Annotated in this window: 24 protein-coding genes; 16 read left to right on the top strand and 8 right to left on the bottom strand. The window is 61.4% G+C overall.

Translation table 11 applies throughout. From position 1 onward, the window contains the following. The first annotated feature begins 72 nt into the window (after positions 1–72). The 3 genes from MHZ91_RS04005 to MHZ91_RS03995 are packed head-to-tail and all read left to right on the top strand — an operon-like array spanning position 73 to position 4177. Complete coding sequence (locus tag MHZ91_RS04005; RefSeq protein ID WP_175136203.1) at positions 73–1644, top strand: ABC transporter substrate-binding protein; 1572 nt, start codon at positions 73–75, stop codon at positions 1642–1644. 4 nt (positions 1645–1648) lie between these two features. Continuing rightward, positions 1649–2983, top strand: a complete 1335-nt coding sequence (locus tag MHZ91_RS04000; protein WP_239212562.1) for an acyl-CoA thioester hydrolase/BAAT C-terminal domain-containing protein — start codon at positions 1649–1651, stop codon at positions 2981–2983. Positions 2984–3007: 24 nt separating this feature from the next. Continuing rightward, a complete protein-coding gene (locus MHZ91_RS03995) occupies positions 3008–4177 on the top strand; it encodes a peroxidase-related enzyme (RefSeq protein ID WP_239212561.1) in 1170 nt (389 codons plus the stop codon). Positions 4178–4242: 65 nt separating this feature from the next. Here MHZ91_RS03995 and MHZ91_RS03990 read toward each other — a convergent pair whose 3' ends face one another. Together MHZ91_RS03990 and MHZ91_RS03985 are read right to left on the bottom strand one after the other, a co-directional pair. Then, the gene (locus MHZ91_RS03990) at positions 4243–5379 is read right to left on the bottom strand and encodes a hypothetical protein (protein WP_239212560.1); all 1137 of its coding nucleotides are present in this window, start codon (positions 5377–5379) and stop codon (positions 4243–4245) included. A 38-nt stretch (positions 5380–5417) separates the two neighbouring features. Then, entirely contained in the window at positions 5418–6281 is an 864-nt protein-coding gene (locus tag MHZ91_RS03985; RefSeq protein WP_239212559.1) for a hypothetical protein, read from the bottom strand. Between the two features lie 581 nt (positions 6282–6862). Between MHZ91_RS03985 and MHZ91_RS03980 the strand changes: the two genes are divergently transcribed. Genes MHZ91_RS03980 through MHZ91_RS03970 form a run of 3 tightly spaced genes read left to right on the top strand, consistent with a single transcriptional unit; the run spans position 6863 to position 8666 of the window. After that, positions 6863–7711, top strand: coding sequence for an SAM-dependent methyltransferase (locus MHZ91_RS03980; RefSeq protein ID WP_239212558.1), 849 nt, complete (start codon positions 6863–6865; stop codon positions 7709–7711). 24 nt (positions 7712–7735) lie between these two features. Then, entirely contained in the window at positions 7736–8290 is a 555-nt protein-coding gene (locus tag MHZ91_RS03975) for an SMI1/KNR4 family protein (RefSeq protein WP_239212557.1), read from the top strand. 49 nt (positions 8291–8339) lie between these two features. Further along, on the top strand, positions 8340–8666 hold the full coding sequence (locus tag MHZ91_RS03970) for a hypothetical protein (RefSeq protein ID WP_239212556.1): 327 nt from the start codon (positions 8340–8342) through the stop codon (positions 8664–8666). Between the two features lie 58 nt (positions 8667–8724). Here the strand turns inward: MHZ91_RS03970 and MHZ91_RS03965 are convergent, their stop codons facing one another. From MHZ91_RS03965 to MHZ91_RS03950, 4 genes are all read right to left on the bottom strand, one after another. After that, the gene (locus tag MHZ91_RS03965; protein WP_239212555.1) at positions 8725–9945 is read right to left on the bottom strand and encodes a hypothetical protein; all 1221 of its coding nucleotides are present in this window, start codon (positions 9943–9945) and stop codon (positions 8725–8727) included. Between the two features lie 319 nt (positions 9946–10264). Then, positions 10265–11422, bottom strand: coding sequence for a hypothetical protein (locus MHZ91_RS03960; RefSeq protein WP_239212554.1), 1158 nt, complete (start codon positions 11420–11422; stop codon positions 10265–10267). Between the two features lie 625 nt (positions 11423–12047). Then, positions 12048–12260, bottom strand: a complete 213-nt coding sequence (locus tag MHZ91_RS03955) for a hypothetical protein (RefSeq protein ID WP_175121166.1) — start codon at positions 12258–12260, stop codon at positions 12048–12050. 139 nt (positions 12261–12399) lie between these two features. Further along, on the bottom strand, positions 12400–13008 hold the full coding sequence (locus MHZ91_RS03950; protein WP_239212552.1) for a hypothetical protein: 609 nt from the start codon (positions 13006–13008) through the stop codon (positions 12400–12402). Positions 13009–13175: 167 nt separating this feature from the next. Here MHZ91_RS03950 and MHZ91_RS03945 point away from each other — a divergent pair, with 167 nt between their 5' ends. After that, positions 13176–15068 (top strand): DUF4157 domain-containing protein, encoded by a 1893-nt coding sequence (locus MHZ91_RS03945; RefSeq protein ID WP_239212550.1) that lies wholly within the window; start codon positions 13176–13178, stop codon positions 15066–15068. A gap of 45 nt (positions 15069–15113) precedes the next feature. Continuing rightward, positions 15114–15536, top strand: coding sequence for a hypothetical protein (locus MHZ91_RS03940; protein ID WP_239212549.1), 423 nt, complete (start codon positions 15114–15116; stop codon positions 15534–15536). 28 nt (positions 15537–15564) lie between these two features. Here the strand turns inward: MHZ91_RS03940 and MHZ91_RS03935 are convergent, their stop codons facing one another. Further along, positions 15565–16593, bottom strand: coding sequence for an NADP-dependent oxidoreductase (locus MHZ91_RS03935; protein ID WP_239212548.1), 1029 nt, complete (start codon positions 16591–16593; stop codon positions 15565–15567). Positions 16594–16705: 112 nt separating this feature from the next. Here MHZ91_RS03935 and MHZ91_RS03930 point away from each other — a divergent pair, with 112 nt between their 5' ends. From MHZ91_RS03930 to MHZ91_RS03920, 3 genes are all read left to right on the top strand, one after another. Continuing rightward, positions 16706–17605 (top strand): LysR family transcriptional regulator, encoded by a 900-nt coding sequence (locus tag MHZ91_RS03930; RefSeq protein ID WP_218344207.1) that lies wholly within the window; start codon positions 16706–16708, stop codon positions 17603–17605. 204 nt (positions 17606–17809) lie between these two features. Next, complete coding sequence (locus MHZ91_RS03925; protein ID WP_239212806.1) at positions 17810–18553, top strand: DUF899 domain-containing protein; 744 nt, start codon at positions 17810–17812, stop codon at positions 18551–18553. A 140-nt stretch (positions 18554–18693) separates the two neighbouring features. Further along, a complete protein-coding gene (locus MHZ91_RS03920) occupies positions 18694–19272 on the top strand; it encodes a hypothetical protein (RefSeq protein ID WP_175136196.1) in 579 nt (192 codons plus the stop codon). A gap of 3 nt (positions 19273–19275) precedes the next feature. Here the strand turns inward: MHZ91_RS03920 and MHZ91_RS03915 are convergent, their stop codons facing one another. Further along, the gene (locus tag MHZ91_RS03915; protein ID WP_239212547.1) at positions 19276–20322 is read right to left on the bottom strand and encodes a hypothetical protein; all 1047 of its coding nucleotides are present in this window, start codon (positions 20320–20322) and stop codon (positions 19276–19278) included. Positions 20323–20559: 237 nt separating this feature from the next. On the opposite strand from MHZ91_RS03915, the gene MHZ91_RS03910 reads away from it, so the two are divergent. The 5 genes from MHZ91_RS03910 to MHZ91_RS03890 all read left to right on the top strand — a co-directional run bounded on the left by MHZ91_RS03910 (position 20560) and on the right by MHZ91_RS03890 (position 24104). Further along, positions 20560–21480 carry a CAAX protease gene (locus MHZ91_RS03910; RefSeq protein WP_239212546.1) on the top strand — a complete coding sequence of 307 codons (921 nt, stop codon included), beginning with the start codon at positions 20560–20562 and terminating at the stop codon, positions 21478–21480. 141 nt (positions 21481–21621) lie between these two features. Next, complete coding sequence (locus MHZ91_RS03905; RefSeq protein WP_218344209.1) at positions 21622–22215, top strand: YSC84-related protein; 594 nt, start codon at positions 21622–21624, stop codon at positions 22213–22215. Between the two features lie 57 nt (positions 22216–22272). Beyond that, entirely contained in the window at positions 22273–22755 is a 483-nt protein-coding gene (locus MHZ91_RS03900) for a nucleoside deaminase (protein WP_239212545.1), read from the top strand. Positions 22756–22950: 195 nt separating this feature from the next. Next, the gene (locus tag MHZ91_RS03895; RefSeq protein WP_175121157.1) at positions 22951–23598 is read left to right on the top strand and encodes a hypothetical protein; all 648 of its coding nucleotides are present in this window, start codon (positions 22951–22953) and stop codon (positions 23596–23598) included. A gap of 23 nt (positions 23599–23621) precedes the next feature. After that, on the top strand, positions 23622–24104 hold the full coding sequence (locus tag MHZ91_RS03890) for a hypothetical protein (protein WP_175136193.1): 483 nt from the start codon (positions 23622–23624) through the stop codon (positions 24102–24104). Positions 24105–24177: the final 73 nt, after the last annotated feature.

Raw genomic sequence — 24177 nt, 5'->3', positions numbered from 1 at the left:
ATCAATGACTGCGGCACGACCGCCGCGGTCAATGGACCCACTCCGTTCCCCCTCTACCAAGGATCCCGGACAATGAAACGCCTGATTCTCTCGACCCTCACCGCCGCCATCCTGGGCGCCTCGGCCGCAGCCTCTGCCGACAACCTGTCGATCGGTTTTGCCGACCCGCTGTCGTCGCTGGACCCGCAGTTGAACAACCACGCCGGCGACCGCTCGGTGGCCCTGCACTTCTGGGACCTCCTGATCGAGAACAAGTGGAACAAGCTGCAGCCGGGTCTGGCCGTAAGCTGGAAGCCGCTGGACAACACCACCTGGGAATTCAAGCTGCGTGAAGGCGTCAAGTGGCAGGACGGCACGCCGTTCACGGCCGACGACCTGATCTACTCCTACACCCGCGCCCGCGGCGTGCCCGGCAGCGTCGCCACCTACGCCGGCTACCTGCGCACCATCGACACGATGACCGCCAAGGACCCGCTGACGCTCATCGTCAAGACCAAGGCCCCGAACCCCGACCTGCCCCTGAACCTGGCGTCCATCCACGTCGTCAGCAAGCACGTCGGCGAAAAGTCGTCGACCGAAGACTACAACTCGGGCAAGGCCATGGTCGGCACCGGCCCCTACAAGTTCGTCTCGTACACCCCCGGCGACCGTGTCCTGATGGAACGCAACGACGCCTACTGGGGCGACAAGCAGATCTGGGAAAAGGTCAACTACCGCTACATCAACAACGCCGCCGCCCGCACCGCCGCCCTCTTGGCCGGCGACGTGGACGTGATCGACAAGGTCTCGGTGTCCGACCTGGCCAAGCTGCAAAAGGCCTCGAACATCTCGGTCTACCCGTACGACGGCCTGCGCGTCATGCTGCTGCAACCCAGCTTCAACCCCGCGCCCAACCAGTACATCACCGACAACAACGGCAAGCCGCTGGACAAGAACCCGCTCCTGGACGTGCGCGTACGCCAGGCGCTGAACCTGGCCATCAATCGCAAGGCCATCGCCGACCGCATCCTGCAAGGCGCCGCCACCGAAGCCAACCAGTGGATGCCCAAGGGCACCTTCGGCTACAACCCCGAAATCAAGGACATCCCGAACGATGTCGCCCAAGCCAAGAAGCTGCTGGCTGAAGCGGGCTTCCCGGACGGCTTCAAGCTGACCATGCACGTCCCCAACGACCGCTATCCGCAAGGCCCGGAAACGGCCCAGGCGGTCGCGCAGTTCTGGACCCGCGTGGGCGTGAAGACGCAAGTGGAAGTCGTGCCGTGGGCCGTGTACTCGGGCCGCGCCAACAAGAACGAATTCGCCGTCAGCATGCTGGCGTGGGGCAACGGCACGGGTGAAGCCAGCTACGCGCTGGTCAACATCCTGGCCACGGTCGACGCCAAGAAGGGCCTGGGCGCGTCCAACTGGGGTCACTACAGCAACGCCAAGGTCGACACCGCGCTGGAGCAATCCACCTCGGAATTCGACGTGGCCAAGCGTGAAGCCATCCTGCGCGACTCGGTCAAGCTCGTGTCCGATGACGTCGGCATCATCCCGCTGTTCCACTACAAGAACATCTGGGCAACCAAGAAGGGCCTGAAGGTCACGCCGATGACCAGCGACCGCACGGCCGCCATGATGGTCACCAAGGTTTCGGACAAGTAAAGCCATGGCGCCGACCCTGACCATCACCCCCGCGGACGCCCTCATCGACGTCCCGCGCCAGATCCGCGTCGAACACGTGGCGCCCGGCGCGACCGTCGAGATCACCGCCCTCACCCGCCGCAACGGCGTGGTCTGGCAAGCCCAGGCCGCGTACACGGCAGGCGAGGACGGCGTGGTCGACCTGACCCGCGAAGCGCCCGTTTCCGGCGACTACACCGGCTTGTCCCCGATGGGGCTGACCTGGGCGCAGTCCCCCGAGGACGGCAAGAGCCGTGAATACTTCAACCACCCGGTGACCGACGCGTTGGTCACCGACGTGGTGGCTCGTGTGGAAGGCGCCGAAGCGCGCGCCAGCTTCACGCAACACCTGGCGTCCGACGGCGTCACGCGCGTCGAGGTCCGCGAGGAAGGTCTGGTCGGCACCCTGTACCTACCCGCCGGCAGCGCGCCGGGATCGCATCCCGCCGTCATGATCCTGAACGGGTCCGGCGGCGGCATCAATGAACCGCGCGCCGCCCTGTACGCCTCGCGCGGCTACGCCGCCTTTGCGCTGGCGTACTTCAAGGCGCCCGGCCTGTCGGACTACATCTCCAACACCCCGCTCGAATACTTCCAGACCGGACTGCGCTGGCTGCGCAAGAAGGTCCGGCCCAAGCACGACTTCGTCGCCATCAGCGGCCAGTCGCGCGGCGGCGAACTGGTGCTGCTGTTGGGCGCCACCTTCCCCAAGGAAGTGTCGGCGGTCGTGGCCTACGTGCCCGGCGCTGTCGTGCACAGCGGCCAGAACGCCTGCGACCCCAAGATCGGCCGCGAAGGCCCGACGTGGCTGCTGGGCGGCAAGCCCGTTCCCCACGTCTGGGAAAACAACCGTACCGCCACGTGGGCCCCGTTCGATGAAGGCCCCGCGCCGCATCGCCACGAAAAGGCCATCCTGACCGCGCTGCAAGACCCCGACGCCGTCGCCCGCGCCCGCATCCGCGTGGAAGACATCGAAGGCCCGGTCATGCTGCTGTCCGGCACCGACGACGGCTCGTGGCCGTCCAGCCTGTATTCGAAGATGGTGCAGGACAAGCTGGTCGAGGTGCAGCACCCGTACCCGGTCAAGTGGCTGGATTACGAGAACGGCGGCCACTCGATCCTGTTCCCCTACGTGCCCACCACGCAGCTTGTGTATGCCCACCCGGTGTCGGGCAAGATCAGCACCAGCGGCGGCAACCCCAAAGACAACGCCCGCGCCGACCAGGAATCCTGGGAAGGCGTGACGTCGTTCCTGGATGCGGCGGTGAAGGCCAAGGGTGCGGCGGCTGCGACTGCGGTCGACAAGCGCAACGCCGGTTGAAAGAAACTTTAGGAGAATTCCTCAATGGCACAACAACCCATCGTCTACGACATCAACAAAGACCTTGTCGACCAGCTCGTGGGCCTGACGCCCGGCACGCAGACCTTTGACGTGCGCCACAAGCGCGACAAGGTCGCCGCCGCCACGCAAGGCAGCTACGACGCCCTGTTCGACCCGGCCCTGCCCGGCCTGTCGCTGGCCGACCGGCTGCTGGTCGCGCTGTATGCCACGCGCATCACGCCGTCGCCGCTGCTGGCTGCGCACTATCGCGCCCGCGCCGTGGAAGCCGGCGCCGCGGCAGCGGACATCGCCGTCGCCGAATCGGGCAAGCCGGCTGACGCCGCCAACCCGCAACTGGCCGCCGTGCTGGAATTCACGCGCAAGCTGATTGAAAAGCCTGTCGAAGGCGACGAGGCGGCGCTGAAGACGCTGCCGGCGGCGGGGGTTTCGACGCCCGCTGTTGTCACCCTGTCGCAGCTCATCGCCTTCCTGTCTTATCAGACGCGTCTGGTGGCGGGGTTGGTGGCGATGAAGGCCGCTGAGGGTCAAGGCGCCGGTTCTGCTGCCGCGGAAGCGACTGCCGTCATCAACCCCGGCAACACCGAACCCGGCGACGTCATCAAGGCCCACGGTTTCACGAACGAAGTCCTGGAGTGGAAGGCCTGGCTCGACGTCGTCAACGTCGACACCGCCACGCCAGAACAGATCGCCGTCCTGGAAGAAAGCCACCCCAAGGCCAAGGTCTCGGACTACTACCTGTTCCTGGTCCACCAGCCGGAAATCCTGCGCCAACGCTCCACGGCCTTCAACGCCATCATGTACGCCCCGGGCGGCATGTCGCGCGCCGAACGCGAGCTGGGCGCCACCGTCGTGTCGCGCGTCAACGGCTGCGTGTACTGCGCGTCTGTGCATGCGCAGCGGTTCGAGCAACTGGCCAAGCGCAATGACGTGATTGGGCAGGTGTTCGAGGATCCGATCACGGCTGGCACGACCAAGCGTGAACAGGCGATTGGCAAGTTCTCGATTCAAATCACCGAAGCGCAGGCTGACGTGAACGCCGCCAGCATCCAGGCGCTGAAGGACGTTGGATTGAATGATGGTGAGATCCTGGATCTGCTGCATTCGGACGCGATCTTTGCCTGGGCGAATCGCTTGATGCTGAACCTGGGTGAGCCTGTCCTCGTGACGGTCTGAGGCGCACTATTGATCTGGGTGTCAGACACCTCCGTTGCCCCGGCGCTGACCGAGGTGTCTGACATTTATTGTGTGTTCGAAGACTTGTTCAATCCTCCCGATTTCGCCAGTCCCGTGGCATTAGTGGCGGCCCCCACCAGTTCCTCGCTTGGAGAGATGGATAGCTGCTCCCTTTCATAAATCCGTCCGGGGGGATTAGCTATGGTGGCAAGTGTATCTTCACAAAGCCTTGCTAAGGGCGAGCTTTCTGTCCTTGAGCTGGCAATATCTCCCATTTGTTTCTGAAACCCTTGAAATGACGCGGCAATAGCTGCTTTATATCCATAATCTTCCTCTAATCGCTTAGCCAGTGCGGCTTCGCGGCTCGAATGAAGAGCAAGCCAGACGAGCGCCGCTGCTATCGGAAGACGAGCCAACCAAAGCAGGACCAGTTCATTCCAGGTTAACGGGACTGCTTCACTGTAAATATTCCACAGCCCCGATAAAGCAAGTAGCACCAATAATGCAATAGAACCGACGAACAATTCTTGCCAACGCTGGCCCGGCTTCAAAAATGTTTTACGACGATCATCAAAAGCATGAGCCAGTCCCGCCGCAGTGGCACCGGGCAGCAGGCTGGTTATAGTCTCCAATTGTGCTTTAGATTGAGCCTCGAGCTCCGACAGTCTTTTTTCGTAGGCCTCTATTATTTCCTCGGTATTCTCTGCCTTATCAGCAAGTGTTTTGCTTTTCATCGACGCCGCCACCGCTTTCTCTTGCGAAGCCAAGACCCCCTCGCAAGCGATATTTATTTCCAGTGCCCGTTGTTGAATATCCGTGAAGACCTCCCCCACACTAGTAGCGGCACTCTCCACGCGCTGCTGTTGACCTTCGATTTCCGTCGCCTGCTGCTTAGCAGACGTATGAATCCGGTCTAGCTCAGCACGAACTGAGTCAGCGTGTTCCTGGGCACTCTGAATGTGAGCGGACTTGACGGCTATTACAGCCTGTTCGTCGGCTATCTGAGTTTTCGCTGCCAGAGCAGCGCTAGCGATCCCTAATACATCATTAAGTTTCGTCTCAATTGTGCTTATAATTTCCCGGTATCGAACGTACGAAGATTCAACGTCATCAAACTTCGCTTCGAACCTTGCGATCAACTCAGCCGCTCGCACCGTCAATTCATCGCCGCTTCGCGGTACCATTTGAAAACCTTCCGACATACCACCCCCCCTTAATTGAATATCACCAAGCCATAACTTTAGTCGACGCTTCCGTCAATACCACCACCATGAGATTTTCTATTTTCAATTAATATTCTCATCTCCGCAGCAGACATACCGCTTATCCGAACCGAGATTCCCTCCATGGGTTCAAACCTCACGTCACCGGACGCGGGATCAAACAAGATGATATTTTTATCTGTCGACGCAATATGGCGACCCTGCGTCACAAATTCGCCGTCTTTCCACAGAGATAAGCACGTCGTAACTTTGATCTCGGCTGAAGGTCTCGTCTCAACATCTCCATGTCGTTGCCGCAAACGTTCCTCACGATTACTCAGGGGAGCACAATAGTCTGCAGAAACGACCCAGGAGTGGAAAGAGCGCGCCGCTAATCCGTGCCCCAGCAACGGAAGGAGAGCAAAGGAGAGGGATGCGGCAGTCAAGATAGCTATGACCAACCATGGAGCGACAGCGCACGCCAAGAATGGCAATAAGAAGAGCTTTTCTTTAACAAGCCACCGACCGAAAGTAACAGGAATCCGGACGAACCGGTGGAATGCAATTCGGCGCGGCACCCGTCGATTCCCAGATACTGGCCTCTTGCGCGTCGAGAAAAATCTCCAAAACAAAAAGATTGCCGTGACGAACGTTCCAACGACAGTTGAAGTCCAGACGATGCGTTTAAATTCTTTGGACTCAAACAGTAAGTCCAAATATTCCACCCACCCAGCAATCGCGTGACTCGACAAATGAAGAAGACCCAGCGGCGAGTTATAGGTAAGCTCTCTGGGAATTCCAAACGTTGTTTCTATTGCAGTGGCGACACCATACCCGAGTAGTGATAGCGTCGCCGCACCCACCACTGCCAGCACGGGAACAGCGACAACAATTAAACGCATAGCTTTAGCCGACACTTCCAGCCCTCAAAAATCGAATGCAGAATATTCAATATTGGTTCTAACCATACCTGCTATGTTTCAATCGGCAAGGATCTCAGTCATGCCTCCTTGTTCACGCTTTCGATGCCCGGTGTTCTCGGCCCCGAATCCATCGCGTGTTTACCGAAATAGCCGCTGGCACCTATGCCGACAACGCCCGATGTGATTTTGGTCCGTGGTCCCCCCTTACGATCGGCTAGCGTTCCCCCCGGCGAGGCCGCAGCCGTCATATTGCATTTAGAAAATTATTTTTGCAACTTGACATGGTTTGCTTGACGATCCGCTCCGGCACTAGACCGTCCCAGTTTTCGTCCATTCATCTCGACCCGCGGATCCGGGTACCGTCCAACTCCGATATCAGACAGCGAATGCCCCCGTGGGCGTCAGCCATCGACCCCGCATACGGCCTGAATCCGACACAGCGCCCTAGCCGCGTTTGAACTTCCGCGCGTCCACGAAGTGTTTCCGATTCCACGGAAGGTTAGAATTTCGTTCCCGCACATCCACGCGTCCAGCACTAGCCGGGCGCCTTGCCGTTCCAAATGTCAGAAAAAACCCACGACATCCGCCCCGGCCAGTCGATCGAACTGCTCAAGGCCCTGCACATCCTGACCCGAGACGGCAAGATGAACCAGGACAGCCGCCGCAAGCTCAAGCAGGTCTACCACCTGTTCCAGTTCATCGAGCCGCTGCTCAAGGACGTCCAAGCGCAACGCGGCGCCGTCACCCTCGCCGACCACGGCGCGGGCAAGTCGTATCTGGGATTCATCCTGTACGACCTGTTCTTCAAGGAGCAACCCGAGGCGCTGAAGAACCGCTCGCACATCTACGGCATCGAAACCCGCGAAGAACTCGTGAAGTCGTCAGAGGAACTGGCCAAGCGGCTGGGTTTTGGCGGCATGTCGTTCCTGAACCTGTCGGTGGCGGAGTCGATTACCTCGAACAAGCTTCCTGCGTCGATCGACGTCGTCACCGCCCTGCACGCCTGCAACACCGCCACCGACGACGCGATTCATTTTGCGTTGGAGAAGAAGGCCAAATACATCGTGGTCGTGCCCTGCTGCCAGGCGGAAGTGGCTTCGGTGCTGCGCAAGAACAAGGCAAAGGCATTGGCCGATCCGTTGGCGGAGATCTGGCGGCATCCGCTACATACGCGGGAGTTTGGTAGCCAGATTACGAATGTGCTGCGGTGCCTGCAGCTGGAGGCGCATGGGTATCAGGTCAGCGTGACAGAGCTGGTCGGCTGGGAGCATTCGATGAAAAATGAGCTGATCATTGCGCAGTACAAAAATCTGCCGACTCGCAAGCCTGCTGAGCGGTTGACCGAGATGTTGGAGCGGATTGGGTTGCAGGAACTGAAGGATCGGTTTTTCTTGCCGCAAGCGGTATAACCGGCAAGAGGATCGCACAGGGCGATGAATTTTCCCCACTACCTTGATCGGCTCCGCGCAGTTTGCGACGCACACGGGCATACGCTAAACCTCAAACCGCGTGCAGCGGAATCGCAGCTGGAAGCGGTGGAGGCGGAACTTGGCTTCCCCATCGCTGCGGACCTCAGGCAGGCTTGGCTTCTGGCCAATGGGGCCGAGCGCGACGCGCCGGTATTCATGCGGCCGGGCTATCTGACGGCCTATGATTTTCTGCCGCTGCAAAAGGCGATTGCGGGACGAGCGCGTATGGCGGATCGAGCATCGCGATATGTCGGATACGAAGAACCAGAGCCGCGCGATGCGCGCATCAGAGACGGCTGGTTTCACCCTGGATGGCTACCCTTCGCCAGCTTCGGCGGCGCGACACTGCTGTTGATGGTCGACCACTCGCCGAGCGAAACCGGCACGCCGGGGCAGATCATCGCTTTCACGCACGACCCGGATCAGATTACGTGGGTGGCACCGAGCTTCGCGGCACTGCTAGCGGGATCGATCACAGAGATCGAGGCCGACCCGGACGAGTTTCTGGGGGAGTATTGAAACCGGGAGTCAATCAAGTCCCGGACAAGGCGGCGTGCGCGAAATGTTAATGATCTTTATCTTCCCCCTTGTATTTGTCGGCACCCTGGCGATCTGGCTAGCATGTGTTGCGAAGGGACGCTCACTAAAAAATGCGCCGCCTGCGCTTACCACCACCCTCATCGCATTGGTGATTTGCTACGCCATGGGGCTGCTAGTGATATCGATTGACCCATGGTTTGACGACAACGGCGTGCCAGAATTCATCTCCTGGAAATATCGTTGGGCATGGGCGGCAGAGTACGCGGGCTGGCTCGCAATTGTTATCCTGCCTGCGGGTCTCGGACTTCGGGCAGCCTTCGTTTCGCGCGCTCGGCGTCAGGAAAGCCCCCGGTAAGCAGCGTGCAGCAGACCTCTCCGCGATATCTCAGCGCAAGACGGATCGTTCTTTCCTGTCAGGTTGTTCGGGGCTGCACGCCGTCGGATCGAGTGCAGCTCTCCGCCAAATCGTTCAATTGATCTTGAACCATACCAATGGCAATGGGCGGAAACACGACACACCACATGTTGAACCGTTTCGTGGATCGACGGCTGGAGGAACCGCGCTGAGACCAGGCATCTTTCAAAGCACCGCCCAGCGACCACAGGAGGAGAGATGTAGACAGCGGCGCCAGCAGAAAAAACAGTGCGGCGGCACGCGGGGTGAATAGTTTCGACGACCGATGGACGAAAGCCATCTCGCCAAAAATCCGATAGAACCAATGGGTGGTAGCTATCAAGCCCGCAACGAATGCGACGGTCATTCCGACTAGGACTAAGAAGAGAATCGGAACGCCGAGTGCGATGTGAAAAATTTGTAGCGGCCAAATACTTCCTAGCGCGATCCCGGCCCCAAAGACCGACCAAAACAACGCGGCGACCCATCTTACGCTTTTACCGCGACGATGTACTGGCTTGAGCGGACAATGCCGCGCTTCCGGCGGGGCGTCAAATCCAGCCCGAACTGTTATCAGCAGTATCAGTGCAATCCCCATTGCGCTTACGCTAACCAGTACCCCATAGCCGGCAGTAGTTGATCTGTAGACGAATTCGGCTTGGCTGAGGCCTGCATGGTAGTGAATCATTTCACAAACCGATATCAAGACAAAGGCGCCTCCAAATGCGTAGCGATCGACCACCACACTGGCAACCATGAGCGTCAAAGCCAATAGGAAAGCCGATCTGATCATGCTCCCAATAAACTTCGAAAAAGAGAGAATCAGCGCTTCGAGAAGGTTGTCAACCGGCGCATCCAGGCTCAGCCACACAGCCAGATAGCCGGCCACGCATATCGCGGACAGCATGATCATGCGCGGTATCGTCCTGGTGCTCGCGATCAGCATACCGAGCAGCAAGCCGGAAATGGAACCGGCTTGTGCAATCTGTTCCGCTGTGTCGGACGAGAAAAGCATTGCGTGAGGAAAAGCACGGAACCAAGGTACGGATTCTAGGAATACTTCGAATGCAAATGCCGTAAGCATCCAAACGCCGATTAGTGCCCAAAAGCGATAGGAACTGGCGAGGTCCGCGAGCGTCCAGCGAACGGAAACAGATTTTGGCTGCATGAGTAGCACAGTGTTGTCGTAAGAAGATGCCCGAATAAAACCACTGCGCCAGGCGTTGCGGAAGTAAGGCACCTTCGAAAATGCTGGAGCTGCCTTCCAGGTTGGTTTGTCGGCAACGCGTGCTGTTTGCCCCTCGTATCGAAAAGGGACGAAAATGCCACCCTTGGCGTTCCTGCCAGCATGCGTCCTGCCTATACTCGCCCTGCGATCGCGACAACGATAGTCCGGTTTGACAGCCGGAATGACAAAGGGCGGACAGCCGCTGCAATAGCGGCGCTTCTATGTCCGTAGGCTGACGCACACCTCTCTATGGGCGGGCCTTGGCTGGGGCACGCGTGCGTGCGCCGGTTTCCTTTGTCACCGGCGATGTCAGCGCAGAACTACCATGTTGCTATGTGGCCTGTGGTGAAGATGCGGAATCAGAATCCGCATGGACTCCCGCCAATTCATTCATCTGATCCTGCACCATGCCCATGGCAACTGGCGGAAACACGACGCACCACGCATTGAACCATCCCATAGAGCGGGGACTTGAAGAAGGTCGCAGCGCTCTGGCCTCACGAAGAACGACGCCCAGCGTAAACATGAGAATGGGGGTTGCGAGGGGAACCAACAGGAAAAACAGCAGCGCCGCTCTGGGCGTGAACAATTTCGAAGACTGGTGGATATACGCCACCTCGCCATGGATTCGGTAGACCCAATATGCGGTGGCGGCCAGGCTGACTACAAATGCGACAGACACCGCTGTCGTCCAGTACATGATTGCCTCCCCGCTCATTGTGACCAGCGCGGTCAACCAAGTCACGCCGCCAAAAGCTGCCCACGGTAAGGCAGAGATTATCAATACCGTTACACCCTCTCTGAACGTCGGATTGAGCGGGCGGTGCCGCGGGGCCGGCGCTTCATCGAACAAGCGGCCACGAGTCGACGCCAGCAGCATCAAAACGGTCGCCATCCCACCTGCACCGTAGAGTGCCCAAAGGTCATGATCGACCTGCGTATGAAAAGTGTACGACGCCGCCACGGAAGTACCCCAATCGTTCATCACCTGGAACGCCGTCAACACGGCGAAAGCGCCAGCAAACGCGAATCGGTCTGACATGGCAGCTGCCAGATTGACGGTGATGGCAAAAGCGAGAGCCCATCGAACGAGTTGCCCCAAAAATGCCAGATACAAAGCGAACCCAACGCTCATTTCGGGCAGGACCAACCACGCGATGACATAGTTGCTCATGCATACGGCAGCCATTGCTGCCAGGCCTTTAGTTGACCTCGCCTGTGCCAGAACGATGCCAAGCAAAATACCGAAGCAATTTCCGCCATACCAAAAGTATGGGATCAGTTCCCGAACAAGGTACTTCTCATTGCCATAGGTCAGTGAAGGCCATGCTGATCTGAATACCATCACCCCATACGCTGCTGCAATCAACACGCCGATCAGCGACCAAAATCGCCACGTACTGGCTAGGTCCGCGAGCGTCCAGCGCACGGAAACCGGTTCTGTTTGCATAGGTACCACCAAAGTTGAGATTGAGAAGATGCCGTACATGCACCGGCACCGCGTTTTCGTAAGTTCTCAGGTGGTTGGCGGCGCATCGAGCCCGGCCTTGGGAGAAACCGGGCCGTCCTGCTGCGGGCGCTTCTCTTTGCAGGCAAAAAAATGGCCGTGACTTGCGCCACGGCCCCAGGCATCGGCTAACTGCGTCACCCTACCTATGCCCCAACTTTTAACGCGATTTAGCCGCCGCTGCTTTATCCAGATTACTCGCCGCAGACCATCGTGAAATCTGAAGCTGCCGGTCTACAGCGAGCGCTCGCTGGGAACGGAATATGGATTTATCAGCGGTTCCACCTGCAGCTCATCGCATGCTGCAGGCGTATGAAACCACCGCGGCAATCATTACGGAAATAAGACTACTTCGAATCTTTTGGGAAACTTGGCTGACTGGCCGTGATGAATGATCGGCTTCGGTAGATAAAACGCCGAGCGCGTTTTCAGAATGAGAGCATTTTGAAATTCTGCCCAGCACCACGCTGACCGGGCGCTGGGCATTCTATCGGGGCGAGGCGTCAGGTATTCGACGATCCCGGCCGCGTCGCGTTCAAGTACCCGCGCAGCTGCACCGCGGCGGGATCAGGACGCCTTCACCAATTCAGACAAGCCGCGGGCCGCATCAGTCTCCGGAGCTTCGACGCAACCGATCGGAAGACTGTTTATTCAACCGTTTGGCTTCGTCTTCCGCGTAATCTTCCTCGCCCGACTCGTACTGGCCTTCATAGCCGCAGCTGCTGCGAAGCAATCCGCACTCGCCCACGACCGAGCAGCCCGAACTCATGGCGGCAAGAAACAACACAACACCGTAGCGGCTTAACGTTTGAATCGACATATCGCTCCTTGGGAATGGGTCTGGCATTCGTCACACAGAGGATGCCATTGTGCAGGGGCGAAGATGTGTCGGCAGGCGCGCTGCGGCGTTTCGAATTGTCTCTGGCTGTAGGCTGACGATTGTCCACGCCCCCGCGCAGTCATAGATGCCGATGGCTGCAGCCCATGACCTGACCCGTCAGTTCGCCGATCAAGCCCGCCAATCCTTCCGCACTCTCACGATCCAGTCCTTCGCATTGCACCATCCGGAATCCCATCGCCAGGCTGTAATGCCAATCGAGTTCAAGGATGCGATAACTGCGTCCGCTTTCCTCGCATTGCCATTGGACGGCCGGGTTCTCGTAGGCTTCGCCGATGAAGTCGATGTGCGACTCGGCTGGCATCGGCATGGCGGGTTCGTTCGATCCCGGCACGCTCGGCGCGAAAAGATTCTCGCCGACCATGACGCGGGGATTCGGCCCCTCGAAGGCCAGCAACATGAGCGGAAAGTGTCTAGGATCGGCGTCGTAATCCTCTCTGACAGCATCGCTCAGGTAGGGTCTGGCCGCCGGGCCGAGGCAGTATTGGACGCTGCGCCATGACGCGTCATCTCCGTCGAAACCGTCGTCGTTGTTGGCGCGGTAGGGAATGGTGTCGCCATGCGCCGGCAGGACATAACCCCCTTCCAGCAGCCGCGCTTCCAACGCGGGCCAATTGGGCGGCGGCAGATGGAAGTCGCGGGGGAAGATGAATTGATGGTGTTCAGACATGGGCGGAATCCGAAAGCCGTGAGGGTTTGGCGATGTCAGTTAATGACGAGCGCGTACTGAAACGGTGATGCCGGAGTATTACAGAAATAGGTGTCGGACCAAACCCGCCCGTATTCAGCCACCCCGCAAAGGAGGACAATAATCGCCGGAACGAACGGAGCGAATCCATGCGCGCTTTCGTGCAAAAGCCCAAGGCGGCGGTTCACAAAGGGCCGGCCGCAAGCCGCAAACGAGACGCGGCGGATAAGCGTGCAGCGTCGCGCACGCCGCCAGATGAGGCTGCGCGCGATACGAAACTTCAGCGGTGGCGTCCGGTTCATGCGGTCTCCGCGATATCCGTACATCCCCCCGGCACGCACATTGCGATCAGCCATCCCGGCGACGCGTCAGAGCAGGAAGCGCATCGCATGTCCGAACACGTGATGCGCATGCCGCAGTCTCAAGACGATCAGGCGCACGACGCCGTGCCGTCCACCTTGCAACCCACACCGGTTCCGCCGCCTCCGCTTTTGCGGCCGGCTGACCCGCACAACGCCGCATCGCTCGATGACGTTCCTGGCCTGCGCGACGTGCTATCCATGCAAGGCCATCCCCTCGACGCCCATACCCGCGCCTTCATGGAGTTTCGTTTCCAGCGCGATTTCAGCCACGTCCAGCTGCATTCCGATGCGTTGGCGACTGGTTCTGCAAGGGCCGTTGAAGCCCGCGCCTTTACCGTCGGCCATCACATCGTTTTGAACGCGGGTCAGTACGCGCCGGGCACGACCGCAGGCCGCGCGCTGCTGGCGCATGAACTGGCGCACGTGGTCCAGCAATCGTCGATGAGCACGCACGGCGCCCGTCTTCTTCAGCGCGACGCAAGCGGTCCGACCTATGGCAATCTGCCCAGGGATCTGCCGGCGCCGGGATCGTCGGGCGAAGTCGTCCGGCTCAGGAACGTCAACGGCACGTGGAAGGAGGTCGGCCCAAAGTACGTCCGCACGGCGCGCGGCAACTATGACTTTGTAGTGAAAGACGGCGAGATCTTCGCCGTCAAGTCGAAGAGGACGGTCGGCGGCGGATATGGTCACACCGAAGCGGCGCGCGGCGAACGCGTCAACTGGGCGGGCCAAGTGGATTTCGAGAGCGGCAAGGTCAAAACCTGGAACGATGGTACGGGTCACTATCGATCCTTATCGACCATGCGCGACCCCGCCGTGCGAGCCGGGCTACCCGACGAAAAGTTCGTTCAGCACCCGGATAACGTGGGACGCCCCCGGCCAAGAGGATCCCTGCCCCAACTCCCCGTCGAACAACCCGCCACCAAACCTCGGGTGCCCGGCGAACAGCCCAAGGTCCCCGCCGGCCCGCCTCGGATGGAGGAATTTGAACAACGCTTCGGCAAGAAAGCTGCGTCCGCGCCCGCCGCCACCACCGCCGCCCTGGCCGAAGAAGCCGGATCGGTCCTGAAAGTCCAAGGCCGCGCGGCCTCGGCGTTGAGCAAGATCGGCAGCGCCGCCGGCTGGGTGGCGGACTTCCTGATGCCCGGCCCGCAGGACGCGATCATGCTGATGGTGCAATTTGCGATGACCTACGCCGAGGCGCAGGAAGCGGCGCGCGCGGAAGGGATGCGCACGGGCTTCGGCCACGGTCTTAGCGCTGGATTGCTGCGGTTAAGCCGAAGCTGGATCCGCGACAACCTGGCGCCCAAGGTCATCAGCCGCAGCGTCGCGAGCGAGGTGGCGGCTACCACCGGGTATCGGGAAAAAGGCGTGGTCCAGGGCCTCGTGGCGGGCATCTCGTTTGCCGAGCGGCTCAATGCGGATCAGCGCAAGGCCCTGCTGAAAGAAGCCACGCGTGCCATGCGGGCCAAGGGTGATGACGTGACGTTACGCGCACGCTGGGAGCGTGGTTACACCGCCAACGACATCATCGACCTGTCCGTTGCACTGGCGCCGCGAATCGACGAAATCCTGGAGGAGGCGCGCAAGAACGAGGAACTGCGCCAGGCGGCCGAGGAGTGGGAAAAGCTGAAGAAGTATGGGCCGCTTTTGCCACTGGCGCCGTTGTTCGAGCAGTAGCCGCTGTGGCATAGTCGCTGTGCCCTGCCCGACCGCTTCTTATCCATGCGCAACTCGCCCGATCCCTTCGCCCCACCTCGCAAACAGCGTGCTGCAAAATCCAATTCGCTGCTGTGGATACTTGAGCCGCTGGAACGCGACGCAAGCTACACGCATCGCAAGATGTTCGGCGCCGACGCCGCGTATCTGGACGGCTTGCTGTATCTGATCGTGGCCGATCGGGACGACCCATGGAACGGGGTCATGGTCTGCACGTCGCAGGAACGTCATGCGGCGTTGCTGGCGGACATTCCCGACCTCTTGCCGCATCCGGTGCTGGGAAAGTGGCTGTACTTGCCGCAGTCGAGCGAGTCCTTCGAATCGAGTGCGGCAACGCTGGCGGCACTGGCCGTGGCGCGCGATCCGCGCCTGGGGGTGGCGCCCAAGCCGAAGGCGCGGCGCAGCAAGGCGCGCACGATCGGCCAATAGGCCGCCTGAACGCCAGACCGCCGGTACGTCAGTCCCCCACCCGCACCACCAGCTTCCCGAAGTTCTTGCCTTCGAGCAGACCGATCAGCGCTTCGGGCGCATTCTCAAGGCCCTCGACCACATCCTCGCGCCACCGCAGCTTGCCCTCGCGGATCCACTGCCCGGCCACGTTCAGGAACTCGTCTTCCTGTTCCTTCGGGAAATCGAACACGATGAACCCCTTCATGGTGATACGCCGCGAAAGGATCTCGCGCATGGTGGCGGGAAGGCGGTCGGGACCGCTCCGGTCGGCGGGGCCGTCGTTGTAGTTGGCGATCAGGCCGCACACCGGCACGCGGGCGAAGTCGTTCAGCAGCGGCAGCACGGCGTCCCACACATGGCCGCTGACGTTCTCAAAATACACGTCGATGCCGTCGGGGCAGGCTTCGGCCAGCTTCTGCGCAAAGTCCGGCGCATGGTGGTCCACGACCACGTCAAAGCCCAGCTCTTCCTTCACAAAGGCGCACTTCTCCGGCCCGCCCGCGATGCCCACGACGCGCGCGCCCTTGATGCGTGCAATCTGGCCGACGACGGAACCCACCGCGCCGCTCGCGGCTGCGACGACGACGGTTTCACCTGGCTTGGGCTGGCCGATGTTCAGCAGCCCGACATAGGCCGTCAGCCCGGGCATGCCAAGCACGCCCAGCGCGGTCGAGGGCGGCGCGTTGGCCGGGTCGAGCCGGCGCAGACCGGTACCGTCGGACAGCGCGTAGCGTTGCCAACCGGCAGACGACAGGACGATGTCGCCTTCGCGCCAGTCGGGATGGCGCGACGTATGAACACGGGCAATCGTGCCGCCGACCATCACATCGCCGATTTCCATGGGCGTGGCGTAGGATTTTTCGTCGCTAACGCGCCAGCGCATGTAGGGATCGAGCGACAGGGTCTGGACTTCCAGCAGCACCTGGCCGTCGGCCGGTTCGGGAACAGGCACACGTTCGACGCGGAAATCGGTGGCTTTGGGGCGGCCGACGGGCCGGGAGGCGAGGACGACGCGCAGGTTTTGGGGGTGTGTCATGGTGGATGGTTCCTTGAGTTGAGTCGGACATTTCGCGACAAGGGTCATCCTAGGCACGCGGCAGGGTTACAGCTAGACTGATATCTCGCAAACCAGATTTCAGGTATTGATAATGTCAGCCGATTTCGACCCCGCCCTGCTCCGCACCTTTGTCGCCGTCTGCCGATACGGCAGCCTGAGCCGCGCAGCGGACCAATCCGGCCGCGCGCAATCGGCGCTCAGTACGCAGATCCGCCGTCTGGAGGAAATGGTGGGCAAGCGGCTGCTGCATCGCACCGGCCGCGGCATGGCGCCCACCACCGAGGGCGAGGTGCTGCTCAGTTACGCCAACCGCATCCTCGCGCTGGGCGAGGCGGCCGCAGCGCGGCTGCGCGAGCGCGCGGTCGCCGGCAGCGTTCGCATCGGGCTGTCCGAGGACGTGGCGGTGGCCGCCTTGCCGGCGGCGCTGGGCCGCCTGCGGCGCGCGTGTCCCAATCTGCATCTGGACGTTGTCATCGACGACGGCGAGCGGCTTGCCGCGCGTTGGCAGGACGGCACGCTGGACGTGGCGGTGGGCGCCTGCGTCGGCTTTGTCGATGAACCCATCGAGTCCTGGACCGTGGATCTGCACTGGGTTTGCGGCATCGACGAAACCCTGGACCCGGACCAGCCGCTGGACGTGATCGTCTATGCCGAACCGTGCTCCTGGCGCCGGCTGGCGTTTGATGCGCTGACGGCGTCGGGGCGGGATTTTCGGGTGTCGCTGACCAGTCACAACGTGGGCGCCACGATCGCGGCTGTCGAGAACGGCCTGGGCGTGGCCTTGCTGACGACCGAGTGCCTGCGGCCCGACACCATGCGCGTGATTTCCATTGGGGACGAAGGCGCGTTGCCGCTGAGCGCGCAATTTGGCCTGTACGCGGCGCATCGTCTGAACGAAAGCGGCCAGGCCGCCGTGTCGCTGTTGCGCGAAAGCCTGCGGGGGTGGACCGCACAGGCCATGCCGCGGGAGGCGGCGCTCATCACCGCCTGACGCAGAACGGAAGGATCGCGCAGATCGTGCAGCACGCGTCTGGCGCAGTTTCGCGCCAGATTTGTTACTCCTATCCCGCCCTTCCCGGTGCCACACTGTTCCCATTCCCCCCGCCCGAACAGGGCGCACGGGAACTAAAGACACCAGGAGGATCACCCCATGACCACACCCCCAGCATCCGCAGGCAACGGCGCCCACGCCGCCATGCAGACGCCCCCGGTCGTATCCGCTGAAGACTGGGAAGCCGCCCGCCAACAACTGCTCATCAAGGAAAAGGCCCACACCCGCGCCCGCGACGCGCTGGCTGCCGAGCGCCGCCGCATGCCCTGGACGGCGGTGGACAAGGAATACGTCTTTGATGGCCCGTCCGGCAAGGTCACGCTGCGCGACCTGTTCGACGGCCGCCGGCAACTCATCGTCTACCGCGCGTTTCACGAGCCGGGCGTATTCGGCTGGCCGGACCACGCGTGCCGAGGCTGTTCGATGGTCGCGGACCAGGTTGCGCATCTGGCACACCTGAACGCCCGCGACACGACGCTGGTCTTCGTGTCCCGCGCGCCGCAGGCGGACATTGAACGGCTGAAGGCGCGCATGGGCTGGACGATGCCGTGGTTCACGCTGACCGACAGCTTCGATGCGGACTTCGGCGTGGACGAATGGCACGGCACCAACGTGTTCTTTCGCGACGGCGACCGCATTTATCGCACTTACTTCCTGAACAACCGTGGCGACGAGCAGATGGGCGGCACGTGGAACTACTTGGACATCACGCCGCTGGGACGGCAGGAGACCTGGGAAGATTCCCCCGCGGGCTATCCGCAGACGCCGCCGTACAAGTGGTGGAACTGGCACGACAGCTATGTGCAGGATGCGCCGCCGGATCAGAAGTGGGTCGAGGTGTCCGACGCGGGCGAAAAGGCGTTCCGGAATCACTGCGATCCGCAGTAGGAAGGCGTCGCAGCAGCGCGCGTGATTTAACGCTTGCTTCAGCGCCTGTTTAAAATCAGCGCTCGCAAATTCTGCAGCGCGCGTCATGAAAATCGACCAAGGCCCCAACAACCGCCGTCCGCGTTCCCGAGTCAGCCAGCATGAGCAGTGAGCTGGCTGACTGGAAACGCGCCCTCCTGCCTTGCCGACTTCCCGCAATTGCCGCGCTGGTGCTTGCCGGCGTCGCCATCTACTGCTTCAACGCGGCAAAAGACGTCCGTCTGCCCTATGACCCCGCGAAGCTGAACACGATCAGCCTGCGGGTGGACAAGGTGGCAAGCTGCGACACCAGGGCGAAGATTCGCGGGCGGTGGGAGCACTATGGTGCGCTCTGCGTGTATTCAGGCAACTACCCCTACATGGTGTTCAAGTTCTATGAAGCGACCTACAGAGTTCCGTATACCGAGGGTGAGCACGTAGAGTTTGCGGTGCAGGAAAACGATGCGCAGCTTGCCGACAGCACGATTGCGCTTCAGTACAACATGGCCATTCCCGTCCGGGTTTATGGCGTGCGCAAGAACGGCGAAACGCTGGTCGATGCAAAGCTGGTGCACGACGCGAACTACGCGCGCAAGATGAAGTTCAACATGAACGGGTGGATCGCGCTGATTCTAGCGGCCGGCGCAGCGGTCATCACGTTCAAGCGTGCCCGGAAGATCCTGAACGAGTCGATGTGGTGAATCTCAAGCGCGCTCGCTTTCACGACTGAGCACGCGGGTCCAGGCCTGCAGCAACATGACCGCGTCCTCGTCGGACACATACTGCGGCGCGGCGCGCGCCATCGCGGCAAACAGCAGCGCATCACAAGCCGCTTGCCACATCGGGTTCAACACCTGTTCGGTCTCGCCGTCTTCCTCGATCAAGGTAAACGCGTTGCCGCCGTCCAGTTGCTCGGCGCGCTGCCGCAGTTGGCTGTGAATCAACAGAAAGCCGGAGTGAACCGGCGACCGGGCCTTGTCGCCCCGGCGCGTGGCGGCCAACGCGCCGAGCCAATTGCTTTCTTCATCCGCAGCCGGCTCGCCGTCCTCTTGCGACCAGCGCATCCACGCGCGGCTGTACGCCATCCAGGCGTTCTCCGGCAGGTTGTCGGCCAGCGCCTGCGCCTCGCTGCGCGACAGCGTATTGATCTGCGCGATGATCTCCAGCACCGCCTCGCCCTTCGGGCCGAACAGCACCGACAACGGCAACGTTTCCAGCAGTTCGATGGCACTGGCGCGCCAGTAGCCCGGCTGCGCAACCAGATCGGACATATCGCCCTGCTTTTCGACGCGCACGCGCCAGAGCTTTCCGGGCCAGCGGCTGCCAATGACGATGGAGTCAAGCGACTGGTCCACCACGATCCACGGCGGAACAGGCTTTATCAACGCCACGCGGTCCGCAGTCCGCATCAGCTTGAATGCGGGGTCGGGCAGGTCGAACCAGTACCCGACAGGCATCGCTTGCCGTACGGCCGTCAGACCCGCGTCGGTCACGTCGCCGCCGCAATGCCGGCACACGCGCGCCTCACGCAGAATGCGCTCGCCGCAATGCAGGCATTCGATATGCGTGGAAAGAAGCGGCTGGCTGGCGAGCGGCGACCGATTGGGAATGCGCTTGAGGAAAATGCCCGCGACCGGCGCACTGATCAGGCCGGCAAGCAAGGCCCACCCAATGCCATTGCGCCCGCGACGCTTGGCCATGAAGCCGACCACGATCGCGAGTGCGATCCAGAGAAAGATGATGAGAAGCATGGCGCGATGTTAAACCGAGGGGATTCGGTCTTGCGCTGAGTGGATTCGACGGGCCGGCAGAACCGGGAGTCCAAAAATGAATGCCCCGGCTCGAGGCCGGGGTGGGATTAGGTCTTACATGATGGGTCTTAGGCTTGCGCCCATTGGAAGCCATCACCAACCTTGAGCGGATTTTATGCTTTCCCGCCGGGCACGGTCAAACCACGGCGGCAGTTCTTCCATTCAAGGTGCGTCGACATGCCCCACACCCTTCAATACCGTCCATTACTGATCGAAGCGCTCATCAGCAACGAGCGAATCAGCAGCTATCAAAGCGTGTTCCTTCCCAACAACGATGTGGAGCTAATGGGCGTATACCTATGGAACATGTCTGTTTGCGGTGCGCTATATCCGCTGATGAGCGCCGTCGAAATTTCCTTGCGCAATGCGATCGACCAGGCGCTTGTCGCCGAACTTGGGCGGTTCTGGTGGGCGGGCGGTAAGCTGCGATATCGCTCATTTGCGCCCGACGCAGATGCGCCGCATGCCGTGCTGGCTGTGCGCGAGAACTTCGCGAAAGCGACTCGCAGCCATGCGTCCGACCTGCGCCGCCGGCATGCCGTGCGAGGCACAGTAAGGCCGCAACATCACAGCATCATCGCAAAAACGGATTTCTCAACCTGGGAGTTCCTCCTGGATGCGGAGTTCATGGGCCGTGGGCTCATCTGGCCCAAGCATCTGTCCGCGGTGTTCCGTGGCCCATGGCCGGTGCACCGCGCCGGAGCAATGCTGGCACATGTGCATGATTTGGTGGCTACGCTGCGCGACTTTCGAAATCGCCTGTTTCACCATGAACCGGCATGGAAGCGGTACGGCGTGTCGAGTGAAGCGGACGCCATGCAGGTCTTGCGCGAAAAGATCGGCAAGGTGGAAAGCCTGCTTGCGTTGATACATCCGGAGAATCTGAGGCTGTTGCAAGCCAATGGCTTGCTGCGCGACGCGCACCGAGCCTGCTCGTCAGCCGAGATTCGGCGATTTCAGCATCTGGCGCACGCCCATCAGGTCACCTCGCTGGACGTATTGGCTGAGCTCGCGACCCGTTGCGCGCGGGACAACGAAATCGTGACGGCACAGACCCCTCTGCACACGCAGCAACGCTTCTTGATCCGGGCACCGTAAGCGCGCGCGACCGCCCCGGAAGCAAACACTTTTTCACCCCGAACGACCTACATCCGTCGCCTCCTCGCGCGAGCCGGGGTAATCTCCAGCCAGGAGATGATTTGATGTACCTCGTTGGTCACCCACAAAAAGGAAGCGCAAATGCTTGATATCACTTCGAAATTCCGCAGGACTGCTGTCGCCGCCGTCACGTTGGGCATGGCAGGTTTTCTTTTTGCGGGCTGCACCACGACGGATTCGCGCGCTACGGCCACCGCCGCCGAAAAGCGTCAGGAACTGGATGCCGCCACGGCGGCCACGCTGTCCAAGCTGTATGAATCCTCGCCGCAATCACGGCAACTGGTGGAACGCGCCCGGGGCGTCCTGGTGTTTCCGGCGGTGCTGAGCGCCAGCTTCATCGTGGGCGCCCAGCATGGGACAGGCGTGCTGCAGGTCAGCGGTCAGGACAAGGGCTACTACAGCATTACGGGCGGATCCATCGGCTTTCAGGCGGGCGCGCAGTCCAAAGCGATGGTGCTGCTTTTCATGACGGACGACGCGCTGGCCAAGTTCCGGGCCAGCAGCGGCTGGACCATCGGCGCGGACGCCACCGTCGCCGTGGCCAACGTCGGCGTCAACGGCAGCATCGATTCCAACACCGCGCAGCAACCCATCGTCGGCTTCGTGATGAACAACGGCGGCCTGATGGCGGGCGTGTCGGTGGATGGCAGCAAGATTTCGCCGCTGCTGCTGTAGCGACTGCGCCGGCGCGGGAGGTCCGCGCCGGCCTCGATTTTGACAAGGAGATCACGCGTGATTACCGAAGAGGACAAGAAGCACCTGGCACGCTGCGTCGAGCTGGCCCGACAGGCGCTCGATGCGGGCGACCAGCCGTTTGGATCGGTGCTGGTGTCGGGCGACGGGCGGGTGCTGTTTGAAGACCACAACCACATCTCCAGCGGCGACCGTACGCGGCATCCGGAATTCGAGATTGCCCGCTGGGCCGCCAACAATGTGCCGCAAGCCGAGCGTGCGGCCTGCACGGTGTACACGTCCGGCGAGCACTGTTCGATGTGTTCCGCGGCGCACGGCTGGGTGGGACTTGGCCGGATCGTCTACGCCGTGTCGTCGGCCCAGTACGCCGAATGGATGCGCGGTTGGGGCGTGCCACCTTCGGCCGTGCGGCCACTGCCTATCTCCGAAGTCGTCGACGGCATCCAGGCTGAAGGGCCCGTGCCGGAGTTCGTCGAACAGGTCCGCGCACTGCATGAAGAGAATGTGCGGCGCAGGGCGTGAATACCTTCAGATCACGGCAGGGTGAAGCATTCTGTTTTCCGCCTAACGAATGGATACAGCTACGGTAAACCCCGCAATTATTTGCGCGCACGGGCGTGATAAGTTGGCGCCCGTGCCGTAATCGGGGTCAGGGTCGATGACTGGGCCCCATCAAGACGAAAGACGGCGCACCCCTCTCCTCTCTTGATACAGACCATGCAAACTCACGTTGCCCGCGCCTCGGGAATCAAACGCAAGTCCGGAACGCTGCTTCTCGCGCTGGGCCTGGCCTTCGTCTCTGCCGCCGCCTTCGCGCAGAAGGATCCTGGCGCAGCCATCCTCCCCCCGCGCGCCAATTCGGGCAACCAGGCGCCGGCCCCGCAGCAGGCTCCGGCTCAACAGGCCCCGATGCAGCAGGCGCCCGCGCAACGCGCGCCCGCTCAACAAGCACCCGCACAGCAGGCGCCGGCCGGCGGCGCCCTGGCGCCCGTGCAAAAAACCCAGATCAACGACCAGGCCGCCTACGAACGGCTCCTGAACAACAGCGGCGTCACGCTGCAATGGCTGTGGTCCGCCAAGCGCGGCAAGATGAACGCGATCGACGACAACGACGTGGTGCGCCTGGAAGGCACGCAGGCCAACCATGAAGGCACCTTGAAGGTCAAAGGCGAGGTCGTCTCCATTGGCCGCGACAGCTTCGTGCTGCGCGGCACGATCCTGATCCTGGACGCGCCGGACAAGGGCCGCCGCTGCGAACGCACGGGCGACTACGAGTTCAAGGCGACCGGAAAGCGCAAGTACTGGCGCCTGCAGCAGATGGAAGCGTGCGGCGGCCTGACCGATTACGTCGACATCTACTACTGACCTTTCAGAAGCGACCTGCTCCCATGCCTCCTACCGCGATCAAATGGCTTGTCAGTATCGTCTTCGGATTGTTGATCGGTAGCGCCAGCTTTGGCATCACCAATCCGCTGTTGTTGGCGGTGTTCGGCGTGTATCCGAGCGCGGGGGCAGGCGCTGACCCACTGGATTCGGCTTTGCTGGATCGAGTCGCAATGGCCAGCGTGGTTCTTTATGTCCTGGTCGCCGTCGTGTCGGCCGTGGCGTTGGCGCGCATTGCCAACCTGCGCCGTCTGTTCGGCTGGGGATGCGCGACGCTGGGCGTGATGTTGCTGCTGACCGCCGCGATTGCCATGCTGCAGATCGATCCCGCGATGCACACCGGCGGCGGCCCCGGCGCGCGGGATGCCAATACGGCGCTGTTCTTCACCCTGTTGATCTTTGGCCTGCCGTACATCGGCGGCGGTCTGGTGCTGACGATCGGCGGCGCGGTGCTGATTCGCAAGAATCGGGACAAGCCGGCCGCCTGAACGCGCCCGACACCGCTTAAAGCACCGGCAGCTTCAACCACCTGCGCCTGCGTTAACTCATCCACGAACGTTT

This window comes from Achromobacter sp. ACRQX, from assembly GCF_022346505.1.
In the GTDB taxonomy this organism is placed as follows: domain Bacteria; phylum Pseudomonadota; class Gammaproteobacteria; order Burkholderiales; family Burkholderiaceae_B; genus Achromobacter; species Achromobacter animicus.
Note: the sequence above shows the minus strand (reverse complement) of the source record. Positions and strands in the feature narration are given on the sequence as shown.

Coding starts and splice junctions, on each gene's coding strand:
- MHZ91_RS03960 (WP_239212554.1), bottom strand. CDS start 11,422: ATGTACGGCATCTTCTCAATCTCAACTTTGGTGGTACCTATGCAAACA.
- MHZ91_RS03940 (WP_239212549.1), top strand. CDS start 15,114: ATGCGCAACTCGCCCGATCCCTTCGCCCCACCTCGCAAACAGCGTGCT.
- MHZ91_RS03915 (WP_239212547.1), bottom strand. CDS start 20,322: ATGCTTCTCATCATCTTTCTCTGGATCGCACTCGCGATCGTGGTCGGC.
- MHZ91_RS03955 (WP_175121166.1), bottom strand. CDS start 12,260: ATGTCGATTCAAACGTTAAGCCGCTACGGTGTTGTGTTGTTTCTTGCC.
- MHZ91_RS03995 (WP_239212561.1), top strand. CDS start 3,008: ATGGCACAACAACCCATCGTCTACGACATCAACAAAGACCTTGTCGAC.
- MHZ91_RS03920 (WP_175136196.1), top strand. CDS start 18,694: ATGAGCAGTGAGCTGGCTGACTGGAAACGCGCCCTCCTGCCTTGCCGA.
- MHZ91_RS03990 (WP_239212560.1), bottom strand. CDS start 5,379: ATGTCGGAAGGTTTTCAAATGGTACCGCGAAGCGGCGATGAATTGACG.
- MHZ91_RS03975 (WP_239212557.1), top strand. CDS start 7,736: ATGAATTTTCCCCACTACCTTGATCGGCTCCGCGCAGTTTGCGACGCA.
- MHZ91_RS03930 (WP_218344207.1), top strand. CDS start 16,706: ATGTCAGCCGATTTCGACCCCGCCCTGCTCCGCACCTTTGTCGCCGTC.
- MHZ91_RS03980 (WP_239212558.1), top strand. CDS start 6,863: ATGTCAGAAAAAACCCACGACATCCGCCCCGGCCAGTCGATCGAACTG.
- MHZ91_RS03895 (WP_175121157.1), top strand. CDS start 22,951: ATGCAAACTCACGTTGCCCGCGCCTCGGGAATCAAACGCAAGTCCGGA.
- MHZ91_RS03935 (WP_239212548.1), bottom strand. CDS start 16,593: ATGACACACCCCCAAAACCTGCGCGTCGTCCTCGCCTCCCGGCCCGTC.
- MHZ91_RS03950 (WP_239212552.1), bottom strand. CDS start 13,008: ATGTCTGAACACCATCAATTCATCTTCCCCCGCGACTTCCATCTGCCG.
- MHZ91_RS03905 (WP_218344209.1), top strand. CDS start 21,622: ATGCTTGATATCACTTCGAAATTCCGCAGGACTGCTGTCGCCGCCGTC.
- MHZ91_RS04000 (WP_239212562.1), top strand. CDS start 1,649: ATGGCGCCGACCCTGACCATCACCCCCGCGGACGCCCTCATCGACGTC.
- MHZ91_RS03945 (WP_239212550.1), top strand. CDS start 13,176: ATGCGCGCTTTCGTGCAAAAGCCCAAGGCGGCGGTTCACAAAGGGCCG.
- MHZ91_RS03925 (WP_239212806.1), top strand. CDS start 17,810: ATGCAGACGCCCCCGGTCGTATCCGCTGAAGACTGGGAAGCCGCCCGC.
- MHZ91_RS03970 (WP_239212556.1), top strand. CDS start 8,340: ATGATCTTTATCTTCCCCCTTGTATTTGTCGGCACCCTGGCGATCTGG.
- MHZ91_RS04005 (WP_175136203.1), top strand. CDS start 73: ATGAAACGCCTGATTCTCTCGACCCTCACCGCCGCCATCCTGGGCGCC.
- MHZ91_RS03910 (WP_239212546.1), top strand. CDS start 20,560: ATGCCCCACACCCTTCAATACCGTCCATTACTGATCGAAGCGCTCATC.
- MHZ91_RS03985 (WP_239212559.1), bottom strand. CDS start 6,281: ATGCGTTTAATTGTTGTCGCTGTTCCCGTGCTGGCAGTGGTGGGTGCG.
- MHZ91_RS03890 (WP_175136193.1), top strand. CDS start 23,622: ATGCCTCCTACCGCGATCAAATGGCTTGTCAGTATCGTCTTCGGATTG.